The following is a 15,459-nucleotide window of genomic DNA, read 5'->3' on the forward strand; positions in this document are numbered from 1 at the left end:
CCATGGCGGACACGTCCTTCCATATCGGCCCCTACCAGATCGCGCCCAGGGTCATCCTGGCGCCCATGGCCGGCGTTACCGACAAACCGTTCCGGGTGCTGAGCAAGCGCCTCGGCGCAGGCCTGTGCGTGTCGGAGATGACCACGTCCGACCCACGCTTCTGGAACACCGCCAAGTCGCGCCATCGCATGGACCACGACGGCGAGCCCGCGCCGATCAGCGTGCAGATCGCCGGCACCGTGCCGGAGGTGATGGCCGAGGCAGCGCGCTACAACGTCGACCACGGCGCACAGATCATCGACATCAACATGGGCTGCCCGGCCAAGAAGGTCTGCAATGCCTGGGCCGGCTCGGCGCTGATGCGCGACCAGGCGCTGGTCGCGCGCATCCTCGATGCGGTGGTCGGGGCCGTCGACGTGCCGGTGACGCTGAAGATCCGCACCGGCTGGGCCGCCGACCAGCGCAATGCGCTGGCGATCGCGAAGGTCGCGCAGAGCGCCGGCATCGCCGCACTCGCCGTGCACGGCCGCACGCGCGACCAGCAGTACACCGGCACCGCCGAGTACGACACGATCGCCGAAGTGAAGGCGGCGCTTTCGATCCCGGTGTTCGCCAACGGCGACATCGACTCGCCGCACAAGGCCGCCGAGGTACTCGCGCGCACCGGTTGCGACGCGGTGCTGATCGGTCGTGCCGCGCAGGGCCGGCCATGGATCTTCCGCGAAATCGCGCATTACCTCGCCAGCGGCGAACTGCTGCCCGAGCCGACCGTGCAGGAGGTGCGCGATGTACTCATCGGCCACCTGCACCACCTGCACGAGTTCTATGGCGAGGTGTCGGGCGTGCGCATCGCCCGCAAGCACCTGGGCTGGTACGCCAAGGATCGCCCGGAGAACCAGGCGTTCCGCGCCGTGGTCAATCGCGCTGAAACCGCCCAGGCGCAACTGCACCTGACCGGCGAGTACTTCGATGCCCTGATCGCGGGCGTCACCCCGGAGCTCCCGGCCGCCGCCTGAGGGCATGCACATAGCGGCATGCACATAGCGGCAATAGCTCCGCATTGGAGGTCACATGAGCGAATCATCCAGCGCCACCGAGTTTCCGTACCTGCACGGGTTCTCGCAGACCGAGCAGGCACGCCTGATGAAGCAGGCGCGGCTGGCCGAATCGACGATCTTCCACGACATCGACTACAGCGGCGCCCGTCGCCTGCTCGAGGTCGGCAGTGGCGTCGGCGCTCAGACCGAGATCCTGCTGCGGCGGTTTCCGGACCTGCACGCGACCTGCGTCGACCTCAACGAAGCCCAGCTCGGCGCCGCCCGCGCCAACCTCGGTTCGATGTCGTGGCTCGAAGGTCGCTACGACCTGCACCTGGCCGATGCCACCAACCTGCCGTTCGAGCCACGCAGCTTCGATGCCGCCTTCCTGTGCTGGGTGCTCGAACACGTGCCCTCGCCCGCGCGCGTGCTCAACGAAGTGCGGCGCGTGCTCGCGCCCTGTGCACCGGTCTACATCACCGAGGTGATGAACTCCTCGTTCCTGCTCGACCCGTACTCGCCGAACGTCTGGCGCTACTGGATGGCGTTCAACGATTTCCAGTACGAGAGCGGCGGCGATCCGTTCGTCGGCGCCAAGCTTGGCAACCTGCTGCTCGCCGGCGGATTCCGCGACGTCTCCACCGTGGTCAAGACCTTCTACTTCGACAACCGCGAACCGGCGCGACGCAAGACCATGATCGCATTCTGGGAAGAGCTGCTGTTGTCGGCAGCCGACCAGCTGCTCGCGGCAGGGCGCGTCACGCCAGACGTTGTCGACGGCATGCGTCGCGAGATGAACCAGGTGCAGAACGATCCGAATGCGGTGTTCTTCTATGCGTTCGTACAGGCGCGCGCGACCGTGTATTGACGTGGTTTTCATCGATTTCCGATGAAACCAATGCGCAGAACCCATACGCGCATTGCGTGACGATTGTGCTGCAGTTGTGATTGCGATGAGTGGTGCAGGTCGAAAGTCACAGGCCCCTATGGCCGATGCAATATTGGTTGCCTTTATCCGAATCTAGTCCATGCCGGGGCGTCCCCACTGCGGACCCCGCCGCAACGCCCCGGTGGATCGATCCGATCAGGAGGCAACTCATGAAAGCGAAGATTGCGTTCATCGCGCTGGCGCTTGCGGCATCGATGCCGGCGTGGGCGGAGCAGAGCAAGGACCCCATCGGCGACCTGTCGCAAGCCACCGGGCTGAGCGAGCGCAAGGTCAAGATGATCGTCGGCAACCGCACCGCATTCCCCGAGTATCACTACACCTACGATCGCGCACTCGAAAAGTTCGTGGGCGCCATTGGCGAAGTCAGGTACGAGCTGCTGATGAAGGGCGAACCCGTGGCGATCACCGGCAAGGACGGTCGCGAGTACATCGTCCAGATCAAGCGCGAGTTCAAGGGCGCCCTGTAATCCCGCTCAACGCATCCCGCGATTGCTTGCGGGAACCGAGGCTGGCACGTCCCGAGGCGGACAACCATGACGTCACTTTCCACTCAAGGGCCGTGTGCGTAACACGCGGCCCGGGTGGTTGGTTCAGCGTTTGACCGTGGTGCCCACTGCCGCCCTCACCGACGGCCGTTCCATTGCCGCGCCGCTGACATCGGATTCGTTCGCCGGCGCACTCCAGATCCGCTGCCACATTGCACTGAGCCTGCGGCTGGCCTGCCAGGGCCAACTCAGCTGCTCGGGCGGCATCTCCTGCCAGGCCTCGCCTTCACGGCGGGCCACGGCGAAGCGGAAGCTGTAGTCGGGTTCGGCGCCCATGCGCAGGTCCGACAGCACCAGCACGCCATCGCGCTCCTGTGCCTTCATGAATCCGCGATTGAACCAGTTCAGTCGCTGCACGCTGGGATAGTCGAAGACCTCGGCCAGTGCCTGCACATCGGACGGGTACTCGCGCAGCCGCATCGGCCCACGATCGGCCACCAGCGAACGCTCACCTTCGACGAATCCCTCCGGCGTCATCGCCACCACACGCCATAGCAGGATGTTGAACGGCATCGGCACCGAGAAGCGTGGCGCATCCTCGAGGTTGTGGGCGGCCAGCGCGCGCTCGGCCTCACGTTCGACCTGCTGCTTGGCCCACAGGGAGGCGCCCAGGTAGAACGTGCTCAGGGCCAGTCCGGCCAGCAGCGCCGGCTGCACCAGGCGCCTTTCGCGCCAGAACCAGGCGATCACGCACGCGAGCAGCAACCAGATCGTGTACAGCGGATCGATGATGAACACGCTCGACCACATCACCGGCCGCAACGGCAGCGGCCAGAGCAACTGCGTGCCGTAGACGGTGAATGCATCCAGCAGCGGATGGGTAACCAGCGCCAGCGAGATCGCCCAGAACCAGCGTCGCGGCGACGCCGCCACGCGTCCGCCACGACCGCGGAACCACGCCCAGATCGCCCAGGCGACGAACGGCAGCACCAGCAGCGAGTGGCTCAGGCTGCGGTGCCAGGTCATCCGTTCGACCGGATCGCCGGTCACCAGGTTGACTGGCAGTACGTCGAGGTCGGGCAACGTGCCCAGGGCAGCGCCAGCCAACAGCGCCGCACGTCGATGCCCCGGCGGGGCGATGGCGGCGGCGACGGCGGCGCCGAGCAAGATCTGGGTCAGGGAGTCCATCCAACGAAGTTAGCAGACCGGCCGGCGCGACAGATGCGCCGACGGCGGTTCGTCGCACGACTTCGTAATCGACCGTCACGTTTCCGGCATACCAGTGTGCCAGTCCGGCGCTGCGAGGGTCGCGATGCCGGGGCGGCCACGCACAGGAGGCAGAAGAAATGAAGACGATCACCAGGCTGGACGCGCGGATGGAATGGCGATGAACGACCGGACCGCACGCAGCACGACGTTCCCGCATGGGTTCCTCGATTTCCTGAAGATCAGCCAGGAGCGCCGCCATTTTGTCGGCGACTACGAACTGCAGCCGTCGGGACTGGCCCGGTTCAACCTGGCCCTGCGCGAACTGAGCCCGCAAGCGCCGCAACTGACCATGGACCAGGTTGCCGGCGCGGCCGAGCGCGCATTGCTGCGCCACGCCGACGGAAGCACCCCGCCGTTCGTGGCGTCGCGGATGCTTGCGCTGGCTCGACTGCAATCGATGCTGCAGGACCCGGGATGGTCGGCAGACATCGCGGCACGACACCTCGTGCAGACGCTGCAGGCCTATCGCTACGAAGCAGGCGACCTGATCCCCGACACCCTGGCTGTGGTGGGGCTGCTCGACGATGCCGTGCTGGTCGACGTCGCATTGCAGCTGCTGCACCACGAGGTGGGCGACTACGAGGACTTCTGTCGCTTCCGCAAGGTCGCCGCCGACTTTTCCGGCGTGTCCGAGATCGAGACCGGATTGACCCGTGCGCAATGGCTGGAGGCCATGCTGCAGGCCCACCGCGGAGGTGATCGGCTCGCGCCCCCGCAGCGCTATGTCCCCGACCCGCGTGTGAGCCTGTTTCATATCGGCTAGGGCATATCGGCTAGGGCATATCGGCTGGGCCTTGCAGGGGCGCATGCAGGCGGTTCCGCGCCGGGGCCGTCCTGCCCGACTGGACGGATGGCCCTGCATGGGGCCCGGTCGCGTTCTGGCTGTTGCCACCTGCAAGGATCGTCGATGGACCCACGCTGATGAGCCTGCTCTGATGAGTCTGTCCTGATGAGTCTGTCCTGATGAGTCTGTTCCGGACCACCCGCTGGAGCCTGATCGCGGCCGCCCGTGACACGCCGTCGCGGGCCCGGGCCGCGCTGGACCAGTTGTGCCAGGCCTATCGCCCTCCGGTGTTGGCGTTCATTCGCCACAGCGGCTACGGCAACGATGCCGAAGACCTGACCCAGGCCTTCTTCCTGCGCTTCATCGAACGCGGCTGGTATGCCGAGGCCGACCCTCAGCGCGGCAGCTTCCGCTCGTTGATGCTGACCGCGCTGCGCCATTTCCTGTCCGACCAGTACGAACGCGCCGGGGCGCTCAAGCGCGGTGGCAGGCCGGTCGAGTCCGAGGCTTCGCTGGAGACGATCGCCGACGATGGCGAATCGCCCGAGGATGCGTTCATGCGAGCGTGGCTGGGCACGGTGCTGGCACATGCGATGCAGCGCCTCGAAGAGGAATGGACGCGCGCCGGCAAGCTCGACCAGTTCCGGCAGCTGGCACCGCTGCTGCTCGAACGCGCCGAAGGCGACGAGCTCAGGGCGATTGCCAGCGCCAATGGATTGCGCACGAACACCTTGGCCGTGCAGACGCACCGGATGCGCCAGCGCCTGCGCCAGCTGGTGCGGCTCGAGCTGCTGCAGACCGTCGGCAGCCCGGAGGCCCTGGAGCGCGAACTGGCCGAACTTCGTCGCGCGCTGGACGAAATGGCGTGAACGACGACGGCCAGCGCGACGCGCCAGGCACTCGCTGGTGGCTGAACCCGGCATTGGCACGTGTGGCGTTCGGCGCGAGCACCCGGGACCGCCCGGTCACGCCTTCGATGTCGATCACCACGGCGATGAAGCAGACGCTGGGGGATGCGTGCGGACCCGACCTCGACGACCCGGCACAGCGCGCGTTCGGCGACTACGAACTGCTGCAGGTGATCGGCCGTGGCGGCATGGGCATCGTCTATCGCGCACACCAGCACAGCCTCGGGCGCGAGGTGGCGATCAAGTTGCTTCCGGCTGGCGTCATGGCACCGGAGGCGCTGGTCGACAGCCTCCGCCGCGAGGCCCGCCATGCCGCGCTTCTGCAGCATCCGAACATCGTGACGGTGTACGAGATGGGCGAGCACGAAGGCCAGCTGTACTACGCGATGCAGCTGGTGCGTGGTCGCAGCCTGTCCGAGCAGCTCGACGCGGATGGAACAATGGCGCCGCATGCGGCCGCGCGACTGTTGCGTACCGTCGCCGAGACCGTCGATTACGCCCATCGCCTCGGCGTGCTCCACCTCGACCTCAAGCCCGGCAACATCCTGATCGACGAACGCGGCGCGCCGCTTATCGCAGACTTCGGCCTTGCCCGGCGCCTGGAACAGGCGCTCGAACTCGACCACATTGCCGGTACACCGCAGTACATGGCGCCTGAGCAGGCACGCGCAGGCGATGCGTTGTCGCCGGCGACCGACGTCTGGGCGCTTGGCGCGGTGCTGTACGAGGTCCTCACCGGGCGCCCGCCGTTCGAAGGCGACGACCCCGGAGAGAGCCTGCGCCGCCTGCTGCACGATGACGTCCCGCGACCGTCGCTGCTTGCCGTTGTGCCGGCCGACCTCGACGCGATCTGCGACAAGTGCCTGCGCAAGGATCCGCTCGATCGCTATGGCAATGCGCGAGCGCTCGCCGATGACCTCGGCCACTTCCTCGAAGGCCGCCAGGTCAGCGTGCGCGGATTGAACATCGCCCAGCGAACCGGACGCTGGATTCGACGGGAACCACGGCTCGCCGCCATGGCCGGCGCCGCGGCGACGGCACTGATCGTCGGGGTCGCCGCCACCACATTGCAATGGCAACGCGCAGAATCCAACGCCGCTGCCGCCAGTGCCCGCCTGTGGGAAGGCCGGCGCGAAGGCGCACTGCGCGCCGCCGCCGACGGCCACGGCCTGGATGCGGTCAACCAGCTTCTGCAGAACATCCAGGAGGAAGAATCCGGCGGTCGCGACAACCTCGGCGAACGGGACCGGCGCCATCTGGGCATGCTGCTCGGCCAGGGCGCGGTGCTGATCGACAGCATCGCCATCGCCGATGCCAACCCCCTGGCGGTAGCGCTCAGCGACGACGGCAGCCGGCTCGCCATCGCCTTCAATGACCGCAGCGTGCGCTGGTACGACACCGCCACCCTCGGCGAGCGCGGGCGCGTCAGCCTGACCGACCGGATCGCTTCCGACGGCCATCCACGCTCGATCCTGCTGCTGCGCTTCGCCGGCAACCAGCGCCTGATCGCAACCCTGGAGTGGTATGCCAACCTGGTCAGCCCGGCCAACATCGACAGCTGGCTGATCGATCTGCACAAGGCGGCGGTGGTCGAACCTCCCCCGGCCTTCAGCGACTTCGCCGACGCCAGCTTCAGCCAGGACGGGCGCTTGGCGATGCTGCGCGATCACCGGCTGCAGATGCAGCTGTGGCAGGTTGATCCGTGGAAGGCCGTCTCGGTCCTGCGCGATCCGCGCAAGGATCATCGACGCGAATACCTGCCCGTGCTGGTCGGTCCGGGTGGCCGCTACGCGGCCGTGCTGCACATCGCCATGCGCGAGATGGAAGTGCTGCGTCCGCCACAGCTGAGCGTCCGCACCGTGACCTTTCCCGGCAATGCCGGGATCTCGGCGTGGGCACACAGCCACGACGGGCGCGTGATGGCGCTGGGCGACTTCGAAGGCCGCGTCTTCCTGTTCGACCCGGACACCCTGGCGATCAGGACCCTGCCGACCACGCGTGGCCGCGAAGTAACCTGGATCGCCTTCAGCGAGGACGACCGCTGGCTTGCCGCCGGGCGCCACGACGGCACCGCCTATGTGTTCGACGCGCAAACCGGCGATTCGCTCACCGCCGGGCTGATGCAGCACGATTTTGTCGTGCAGCGGGTCGCCATCAGCCGCAGCCAACGCCTGGTGATCGCCTCCGGAGAGGGCATGTCGGCGTTGTGGCGACTGCCCGACAGCGCCGGTCCGCGCGCCCTGCCCGCGCAGCGCATCGCCGTCTCGCCATCACCGCACGGCAGCGCCGGCCGCTATCCGCTGGCGTGGTCGCTCGACACCGGTCTGCTCGCCAGCGCCGGTATCGACGGCCAGGTGCGGTTGTGGCGGCTACCAGCGCCGCGCATGCCGATGGCGGTCGCGGCGCGGCAACTGCCGGAGAAGACCTGGTTCGATGGCAAGCGCCTGGTGGACGTGGAGTGGAACCGGCTGCGGATCGCCGCCATCGACGGCAGGGCACTGACGCCGTGGATCGAACTGGCGCAACCGCCCGGATTCGCCGAGCTGGTCGACGATGGTCGCAGCCTGGTAGTGACCGTCGGTCCCGAGCTGCGCGTCTACGACAGCGCAACCATGCGCCTGCGTTTTCCGCCCGTCGCGCTGCCGGAGAGCCCGCAGCGCCTGTTGCCGAGCAACGACGCGCGACGATTGCTGGTCGGCTATTCGAGCCGGAGTACCGCGGGCTTCCACAACAGACTCTGGCTATACGACCTGCGGACTGGCCGCCGCCTGCCGGGCGAAGCACGGTTGTTGGCGCCACTGCGCACGATTGCATTCTCCCCTGACGACCAGCGCATCCTGGCGGTCGGCCCGGTCGAAGGCGTCACCACCGTACTGGCCAGCAACGGCCTGGGCACGATCGGAGAGTTCCCGCACGACCCGTTCCAGCCGGTGCTGTGGGCGGACTTCCAACCCGGCCGCGACGACATCTGGCTGGTGACGCACGCCGACGATCCACGGCTGGGCAACGACCTGCTCGTGTCCTGGGATCCTCGCACCGATACCGTGCACCGCAAGACGCCCACCGGGCAGGCGCGGCCGATTGGTGTGCTCGGCACGCCGCAGGGCGCGTTCGTGGCCGGCATGGCACTGGACCAGCTGCATGCGTCCGGTGGCATGCGCAACCTGGCCCGCACCGCCAACAACACCGCCACCGCCGTCCTCGCACTGAGCCCGGACCAGCGGCTGGTGGCCCATGCCCACCTGCACCACGTCGTGTTGTTCGACAGCGCCAGCGGCAACGCCGTCGGGCCGCCGTTGCGCGGCGAGAGCAACGCCATGGACGTGATCACGGGGTTGGCATTCGCGGCCGACGGCAAGCGCCTGCTGGCGCGCACGCTGCAGGGACGCTGGATGGTGTGGTCGATCGCGCCGGAACGGCAATCGGTGAAGGAGTTGTCGCGGGAGGTCGCGCGCCTTGGCATCGACAACGAGAGTGCGCAACGCGCGCCCGCTTCCACCGCCCCGGTCCGCGCGATGCAACGTGCACGCGACCCCGGCCGCTGGCCAGTGCCCGATACCCGCCCGGCGCCGCCGCCGGCCCGGCTGACCCGCGACGGATTTCCCATTCCCCGGCGAGGCAGCGCGACCGTGCCGCTGCAACTGGACCTGACCCAGGCCTACAACCGTACCCCCGACGGCATACGCAACACCTTCTTCAGCATCCGCTCGCAGATGCGCCCGTACCCGGCGGGCGTCCAGCGAATTGCCGGCGTCGACTATGACCTGCGGGGCATGTCGGAGGTCGGGGTCGTCGACTTCAACCAGGCCAACGCAAAACCCATGCCATGCGTGCCGGTTCCCGCCGTGCCCGTGGCCGCGGTCCACGCGCTGCTTACGCCGGTGCTGCTGGTCCCGGTCGCTGGCGAGCACACCATCATCGCGATCCGCCTGCGCTACCGCGACGGCGGACAGGCGGTCCTGCCCCTTCGCACCCAGCGCGAAGTGCCCGGCTACGATGGCCATGACGATGCGGTGCCCTATGTATTCGGCCCGTTCCTGGCGACCACGGCATTGGGGCTCCAGAGCGAGACACTGGTGGCGCCCCGCCTGGCCAATCCCGAGCCGGCGCGCCTTGTCCGCTGCCTCGAAGTCCTGACGTTGAGTGGACGTGAGCCGGTGCTGCTGTACGCCGTGACCGTCGAACCGGCGACGGCGGTAATTTCCGCCGGGGTTTCCCGTACTGACAGGTAGCCGCAGCCCCGTCCTGCGTCCACCAGGAGGACGCCATGAAACACCGTCGACTGTCCCTGTCGATCCTTGTCGCCGCCTGCTCTTTCGGTCTTGCCGCTCCGGCCGCGCTCGCCTGCGGCGAAGGCATCTTCAACATGGGCCAGGGCCTGCGTTACCAGGGCTACCTGGCGCCGCGCCCGGCCGCCGTGCTGATCTACGACGACAACCCCATCGAGCGCCGCAGCGTTTACATCGGGCTCTATCGCGCCGGCCACCGCCTGACCCTGGCGCGCAATCCGCAGGACCTCGCGCAGGCGCTGCAGCACTCGCGCTTCGACGTCGTGATCTCGTCACTGGAACAGGTCGATGCGGTGACGCGCACCGCTGCGCAAGCGGCGCCGAGCCTGTTGCCGGTGGTGCAGCGGCAACAGCGCAATGCCCCGGAAGTGCGCAGCCGGTTCGCCGTGTTCCTGCTCGACGGCGCCAGCCTCGGGCAGTACCTCAAGGGAATCGACCAACTGGTGAAGAACGCCGGGATGGTGAAGGACGCCCGGACTTGAAAGGCCGGGAGCGACGTCCCCGTTTCGCTGTCCGCTGCAACTGCCTGATCGCCGTTGCGAGCATCGCGCTCGCCGGCAGCGCCCACGCCCAGGCCATCCCGCGCAGTTCCACCGCCGACGATCTGTTCACCATCTGGGGCGACGAACCGGGCGTGCACGGGCAGATGTCGGTGATCTACCAGCAACTGCACACCGAAGGCCTGATCCTCGACAGCGGCGTGAACAACCACGGCGCGATCACCGATACCCGCAGCATCACACTGACGGTGGATTACCGCGTATCGGAGCGCTGGCAGGCGCATGTGAGCCTGCCCTTCGTGAACAAGCGCTCGCGGCGCGATCCGGGCAACCACAATCCAGCCGCGCTCGATTCGCCGCACCCGGAGTCGGAGTTCCTCGATGACGGCCAGTACCACGGCGCCTGGCAGGACTGGGTGCTGGGTCTGTCGTACGACACGCAGCTCGGCAGTTTCCATGTCGAGCCGCACGTCGAACTGGTCTGGCCCAGCCACGACTACACATTCTTCGCCAATGCCGCCGTCGGCCAGCGCCTGCGCAGGCTGCGCCTGGGCGCCGATGCGTTCTATCGCCTGGAGCACAGCAACCTGTATTTCTCAGCCGGCTACAGCTACGAACTGGTCGAACAGGTCCTGGGTATCGGCCTCAACAAGAACCACCTGCGCCTGTCGGCCGGCTACTACTTCAGTCCGCAGCTTTCGTTGCGTGCCTTCGCCCAGTCGCGCCACGGCCAGGGCAGGGACAGCAGCTACAGCGGCTTCGTCGACCGGCGCAGCGAAGCCTGGTACCGGCACGACCCGCTGTCGCGGCACGACTACGCCATCGCCGGACTGGGCGCCACCTGGCGCTTCAACGATACCTGGGCGGTGACGCTCAACGCCGCGACGATGGTCTGGGGTCGCACCGTCCATGAACTGGAATACGCCTGCGACCTGCAGGTCGCCAGGGCGTTCTGAACCATCGCCGGCCCGGCTTGCCGTCGCGGCCGCTACGCGGCGCGAGGTTGCTCCGGTACCGCCAGCAGCCGTTGTGGCGGCGCATGGACGGCGAGCGTCTCCCCCGTATGCGACAGCAGGCGCAGGGTGCCGTCGGGATCTTCGGCCAAGGCGGTCAGGCTTTCGACCCAGTCGCCATCGTTGGCGTACAGGCGCCCATCGCGTTCGAACAGCGCGGCGCGATGGATATGGCCGCAGATCACGCCGTCGAGCCCCCGTCGCGCGGCATCGTCCATGCCCGCCTGCACGAAGCGCTCGATGTAGCGCTCGGCCGCGCCGCTCTGGCGCTTGAGGAACTCCGACAACGACCAGTAGCGCCGGCCGAAGTGGCGACGCACGCGATTGAGCCACTGGTTGCCGGTGAGGATGCGGTAGTAGAGCCAGTCGCCGAACTGTTCCTGCAACCCGCCGAAATGGGTCACGCCGTCGTAGTCGTCGCCGTGCGTGACCAGCAGGCGGCGACCGTCGGCGGTGACGTGGATCGCGCGCCGGCGCACGGTCATGCGCGGCAGGGTCAGGCCGCAGAAGCGGCGGATCGGCCGGTCGTGGTTGCCCGGCACGTACACCAGCTCGGTGCCGGCGCGACGCAGCGCGTGCAGCGCTTCGATGACGCGGTTGTGGGCATTGCCCCAGCTCGGCCGGCGCTGCGCCATCCACCACAGGTCGACGATGTCGCCGACCAGGTACAGCCGGTCGCAACGAAGCCCGCCGAGGAAGTCGGCGAACTCGGCGGCATGGCAGTGTTTGGAACCCAGATGGACATCGGACACGAAAACCGCGCGGCGGCGCAAAGGCAACGCAGTGGGCTGCTGTGTCATCCACCGGTCTCCGAGATGGCGGGGGTTTGGCGGCAATGTCCTTCGAGGTAGCGTTCGCGCTTCTTCGGTCGCAGCAGTTGCAGGTCGACCTCGATCAGTCCGTCGACCGCATCGCTGAAGGCCGGATCGACGCCGAACGCCAGGAAACGCGCTCCACCCGGTTCACACAGGTCGGTGTACTGCTTGTAGAGCATCGGCAGCGTCGCCCCGAGCGCGTCGAGGTTGGCCTTGAGCACGCGGAAGGCGGTGGCGGCATCGACGGCATCGAACTGCGGCGGCGCGACGCGGTAGACAAACGGTTGTTTCGACACGGCGTCGGCCTGGCCGGAACCGTAGAAGCGTGCGTAGTAGGCGACGATCTGCTCGCGCGCCTGCTCAGGCAGTGCTGCGCTGATCGACACCGGGCCGAACAGGTAGCGCACGTTGCGGTGTCGCGCCAGGTAGGCGCCGATGCCCTGCCACAGGTAGTCGATGCTGCGGCTGCCCCAGTAGTCCGGGGTGACGAAGCTGCGTCCCAGCTCCATGCCCTGGGCGATGCGTGGAATCGCATCGTCGGCATAGCGGAACAGCGAGGCGGTATAGAGCCCCGACAGGCCGCGTTCGGCCAGCACGCAGGCGCCGCGGGCGACGCGGTAGGCACCGGCGATACGCGAGGCCTCGTCGTCCCACAGCACGATGTGTTCGTACCAGCTGTCGTAGAGGTCGACGTCCAGGCGCTGGCCGGTGCCCTCCCCGACTGCGCGGAAGGTGACCTCGCGCAGCCGTCCGATCTCCTGCAACAGCGCCGAACCCGCCGCCAGGCGTCCGGCCCGGATCTGCTTGCCATCGAGCGTGCAGCCCAGCAGCGCGAGCGCCTCGACGCCGGCGCGCACCTGCTGCGGCTCGATCGCGTCGATCACCGGGGCAGGCCGGCCGGGCGCGGCGATGTCAGTCGCAATATTGGTCGCCAACTCGACAGCCATCCCGGTCCCGCTGCGACGACGTCCGTTGCCGAGCGAGAAAAGTTCCCGCCGGACCTGGCGCATCAATCGTTCGGGGTCGCCATCCGCCGGCAGCGAAAGCGGCGTGCCGATGCGCATGGCGATGCGGTGCGCGCGGCGGGCAAACATCTCGCGCGCCAGAAGCGCCGTGCCGACCGGCTTGAACAGGGCCGACGCGCCGTAGAACAGGGCCGAGTTGCGGGCCTCGATCCGCACCGGCAGCACCGGCGCGCCGCTGGCGCGGGCAAAGCGCAGGAAGCCGCGGCGCCAGCGTCCGTCGGTGACGCCCTGCAGGCCCAGTCGCGCCACTTCGCCGGCCGGAAACACGATCACGCACTGTTCGGCCCGGAGCGCGTCGTCGATCGCCTGCAGGCTCTGCGCGCTCGGCCGGCCGCCGAGGATCCGCACCGGCAGCAGCAGGCCCGACAGCGGGTCCAGGGCCGACAGCAGATCGTTGGCGACGATCCTGACGTCGCGGCGCACGCGGCCGACGACGTCCAGCAGCGCCAACGCGTCGATCGCGCCGGAGGGATGGTTGGCGACGATCAGCAGGCGGCCGCTGGCGGGAATGCCGGCCACCTCGGCCGGGTCCGACAGGTAGCGCACCTGCAGGTGGTCGAGCGCGGCCTCGACGAAGGCGAAGTCGCGCAGGTGGTCGTTGGCCTGGAGGAACGCCTCGATCTGGTCGAACCGCGACCAACGGCCCAGTGTGCGCAGCAACGGACGGGCGATGGACGCCCGGCGCCCGTTGAACCAGTGCGGGTAGCGTTCCTGCAGGCGGCGCTCAAGCGGCATTCGGGCGTCACGGCTCGCCCCGACGGGGCGTCTCGCCGCGCAGCCTGCTGCGACGCGGCGACAACGACGTGGCGGTTTCGGGTCAATCCCATGACACCGCCGGGACCCGCGCCCGGCAGGGCGAAATTAACCCTCAGCCAACACCTGAATGTCGCACAATGCGCCGACCCGGCCGAGGCTGTATTATGCGCGGCCATCCTTTCATCCGAATACGGGGATAAAGCCTCGATGTCCAGCTACCTCTTCACCTCCGAGTCGGTCTCCGAAGGCCATCCGGACAAGATTGCCGACCAGATCTCCGATGCCGTCCTCGATGCCATCCTGGCCCAGGACAAGCGCGCGCGCGTGGCGTGCGAGACGATGGTGAAGACCGGCGCGGCGATCGTCGCCGGCGAGGTCACCACCAATGCGTGGGTCGACATCGAGGCGCTTGCGCGCAAGGTCATCAACGACATTGGCTACAACAATTCCAGTGTCGGCTTCGACGGCCACACCTGCGCGATCATCAACATGCTCGGCAAGCAGTCGCCGGACATCGCCGCCGGCGTCGACCGCAAGAAGCCGGAAGAACAGGGTGCCGGCGACCAGGGCCTGATGTTCGGCTACGCCTGCAATGAAGCGCCGGAGTTCATGCCGGCGCCGATCTACTACTCGCACCGCCTGGTCGAGCAGCAGGCCAAGATCCGCAAGAAGAAGAACTCGCCGCTGCCGTGGCTGCGTCCGGACGCGAAGTCGCAGGTGACCCTGCGCTACGACGCCAACCACAACGTGGCCGGCCTCGATGCGGTGGTCCTGTCGACCCAGCACGATCCGGGCATCAAGCAGAAGGACCTGGTCGAAGGCGTGTACGAGCACGTCCTCAAGCCGGTGCTGCCGAAGAAGTGGCTCGAGTCGCTGCCCAAGAACAAGATCCACATCAATCCGACCGGCATCTTCGTGATCGGCGGTCCGGTCGGCGACTGCGGCCTGACCGGCCGCAAGATCATCGTCGACAGCTACGGCGGCATGGCCCGTCACGGTGGTGGTGCGTTCTCGGGCAAGGATCCGTCCAAGGTCGATCGTTCGGCTGCGTACGCTGCGCGTTATGTCGCCAAGAACATCGTCGCCGCCGGTCTGGCCGACAAGTGCGAAGTGCAGGTCTCCTACGCCATCGGCGTGGCCGAGCCGACGTCGATCTCGGTCACCACCTTCGGCACCGGCAAGATTCCGGACGAGAAGATCGAGAAGCTGATCCGCAAGCACTTCGATCTGCGCCCGTACGGCATCGTCAAGATGCTCGACCTGATCCACCCGGTCTACCAGGAAACCGCTGCCTACGGCCACTTCGGCCGCAAGCCGCACGAGGTGACCTACGTCGACGGCGCCGGCAAGAAGCACACTGCCACCGCCTTCTCGTGGGAAAAGACGGACAAGGCCGACGACCTGCGCAAGGATTCGGGCCTGAAGAAGTAATCCGCTCTTGAGCCCCTCTCCCGCGTGCGGGAGCGGGGTTGGGGTGAGGGCAAACGGACCGCATGGCGGTCCGTTTTCTTTTGCGCGCTCGGTGGGGGAGGAGGTGGTTTCAAACCCACCGGAGCAGAGTCACTGGGTTCCCGCCTTCGCGGGAATGACGGGCAAGAGCAACGTCCATGGGTTCCCGCCTTCGCGGGA

At 67.7% G+C, this 15,459-nt stretch carries 12 protein-coding genes; 9 read left to right on the plus strand and 3 right to left on the minus strand.

Going from position 1 to position 15,459, the window contains the following annotated elements; all coding sequences use genetic code 11:
- Positions 1 to 2 precede the first annotated feature (2 nt).
- The 3 genes from dusB (at position 3) to AC3A3X_RS09100 (ending at position 2,453) form a co-directional block, all read left to right on the plus strand.
- Positions 3 to 1,016 carry a tRNA dihydrouridine synthase DusB gene (gene dusB, locus AC3A3X_RS09090; RefSeq protein WP_487582701.1) on the plus strand — a complete coding sequence of 338 codons (1,014 nt, stop codon included), beginning with the start codon at positions 3 to 5 and terminating at the stop codon, positions 1,014 to 1,016.
- 55 nt (positions 1,017 to 1,071) lie between these two features.
- On the plus strand, positions 1,072 to 1,905 hold the full coding sequence (locus AC3A3X_RS09095; RefSeq protein WP_487582702.1) for a class I SAM-dependent methyltransferase: 834 nt from the start codon (positions 1,072 to 1,074) through the stop codon (positions 1,903 to 1,905).
- A gap of 230 nt (positions 1,906 to 2,135) precedes the next feature.
- On the plus strand, positions 2,136 to 2,453 hold the full coding sequence (locus tag AC3A3X_RS09100) for a hypothetical protein (protein ID WP_487582703.1): 318 nt from the start codon (positions 2,136 to 2,138) through the stop codon (positions 2,451 to 2,453).
- A gap of 123 nt (positions 2,454 to 2,576) precedes the next feature.
- On the opposite strand, the gene AC3A3X_RS09105 is transcribed toward AC3A3X_RS09100, so the two are convergent.
- On the minus strand, positions 2,577 to 3,659 hold the full coding sequence (locus tag AC3A3X_RS09105; protein ID WP_487582704.1) for a metal-dependent hydrolase: 1,083 nt from the start codon (positions 3,657 to 3,659) through the stop codon (positions 2,577 to 2,579).
- Positions 3,660 to 3,858: 199 nt separating this feature from the next.
- On the opposite strand from AC3A3X_RS09105, the gene AC3A3X_RS09110 reads away from it, so the two are divergent.
- The 5 genes from AC3A3X_RS09110 (at position 3,859) to AC3A3X_RS09130 (ending at position 11,177) form a co-directional block, all read left to right on the plus strand.
- Positions 3,859 to 4,503 carry a hypothetical protein gene (locus AC3A3X_RS09110; RefSeq protein WP_487582705.1) on the plus strand — a complete coding sequence of 215 codons (645 nt, stop codon included), beginning with the start codon at positions 3,859 to 3,861 and terminating at the stop codon, positions 4,501 to 4,503.
- A gap of 200 nt (positions 4,504 to 4,703) precedes the next feature.
- Positions 4,704 to 5,393 carry an RNA polymerase sigma factor gene (locus tag AC3A3X_RS09115; RefSeq protein ID WP_487582706.1) on the plus strand — a complete coding sequence of 230 codons (690 nt, stop codon included), beginning with the start codon at positions 4,704 to 4,706 and terminating at the stop codon, positions 5,391 to 5,393.
- Complete coding sequence (locus AC3A3X_RS09120; protein ID WP_487582707.1) at positions 5,390 to 9,664, plus strand: WD40 repeat domain-containing serine/threonine protein kinase; 4,275 nt, start codon at positions 5,390 to 5,392, stop codon at positions 9,662 to 9,664. Before AC3A3X_RS09115 ends, AC3A3X_RS09120 begins: the two co-directional genes overlap by 4 nt.
- A gap of 35 nt (positions 9,665 to 9,699) precedes the next feature.
- Complete coding sequence (locus AC3A3X_RS09125; protein ID WP_487582708.1) at positions 9,700 to 10,203, plus strand: response regulator; 504 nt, start codon at positions 9,700 to 9,702, stop codon at positions 10,201 to 10,203.
- Complete coding sequence (locus tag AC3A3X_RS09130; RefSeq protein ID WP_487582709.1) at positions 10,200 to 11,177, plus strand: hypothetical protein; 978 nt, start codon at positions 10,200 to 10,202, stop codon at positions 11,175 to 11,177. Before AC3A3X_RS09125 ends, AC3A3X_RS09130 begins: the two co-directional genes overlap by 4 nt.
- 32 nt (positions 11,178 to 11,209) lie before the next feature.
- Here AC3A3X_RS09130 and AC3A3X_RS09135 read toward each other — a convergent pair whose 3' ends face one another.
- Positions 11,210 to 12,034, minus strand: coding sequence for a UDP-2,3-diacylglucosamine diphosphatase (locus AC3A3X_RS09135; RefSeq protein ID WP_487582710.1), 825 nt, complete (start codon positions 12,032 to 12,034; stop codon positions 11,210 to 11,212).
- Complete coding sequence (gene olsF, locus AC3A3X_RS09140) at positions 12,031 to 13,809, minus strand: bifunctional ornithine lipid synthase OlsF (RefSeq protein WP_487582711.1); 1,779 nt, start codon at positions 13,807 to 13,809, stop codon at positions 12,031 to 12,033. The genes AC3A3X_RS09135 and olsF overlap by 4 nt, the downstream gene beginning before the upstream one ends.
- Positions 13,810 to 14,037: 228 nt before the next feature.
- Between olsF and metK the strand changes: the two genes are divergently transcribed.
- A complete protein-coding gene (gene metK, locus AC3A3X_RS09145) occupies positions 14,038 to 15,261 on the plus strand; it encodes a methionine adenosyltransferase (protein WP_487582712.1) in 1,224 nt (407 codons plus the stop codon).
- The last annotated feature ends 198 nt before the right edge of the window (positions 15,262 to 15,459 follow it).

The sequence above is a fragment of the Lysobacter sp. Soil_N_23 genome (assembly GCF_057656135.1).

What these genes read in the sequence shown, in the direction of transcription:
- AC3A3X_RS09110 (WP_487582705.1), top strand. Translation starts at nt 3,859, where the DNA reads ATGAACGACCGGACCGCACGCAGCACGACGTTCCCGCATGGGTTCCTC.
- dusB (WP_487582701.1), top strand. Translation starts at nt 3, where the DNA reads ATGGCGGACACGTCCTTCCATATCGGCCCCTACCAGATCGCGCCCAGG.
- AC3A3X_RS09100 (WP_487582703.1), top strand. Translation starts at nt 2,136, where the DNA reads ATGAAAGCGAAGATTGCGTTCATCGCGCTGGCGCTTGCGGCATCGATG.
- AC3A3X_RS09125 (WP_487582708.1), top strand. Translation starts at nt 9,700, where the DNA reads ATGAAACACCGTCGACTGTCCCTGTCGATCCTTGTCGCCGCCTGCTCT.
- AC3A3X_RS09105 (WP_487582704.1), bottom strand. Translation starts at nt 3,659, where the DNA reads ATGGACTCCCTGACCCAGATCTTGCTCGGCGCCGCCGTCGCCGCCGCC.
- AC3A3X_RS09135 (WP_487582710.1), bottom strand. Translation starts at nt 12,034, where the DNA reads ATGACACAGCAGCCCACTGCGTTGCCTTTGCGCCGCCGCGCGGTTTTC.
- AC3A3X_RS09115 (WP_487582706.1), top strand. Translation starts at nt 4,704, where the DNA reads ATGAGTCTGTTCCGGACCACCCGCTGGAGCCTGATCGCGGCCGCCCGT.
- olsF (WP_487582711.1), bottom strand. Translation starts at nt 13,809, where the DNA reads ATGCCGCTTGAGCGCCGCCTGCAGGAACGCTACCCGCACTGGTTCAAC.
- metK (WP_487582712.1), top strand. Translation starts at nt 14,038, where the DNA reads ATGTCCAGCTACCTCTTCACCTCCGAGTCGGTCTCCGAAGGCCATCCG.
- AC3A3X_RS09095 (WP_487582702.1), top strand. Translation starts at nt 1,072, where the DNA reads ATGAGCGAATCATCCAGCGCCACCGAGTTTCCGTACCTGCACGGGTTC.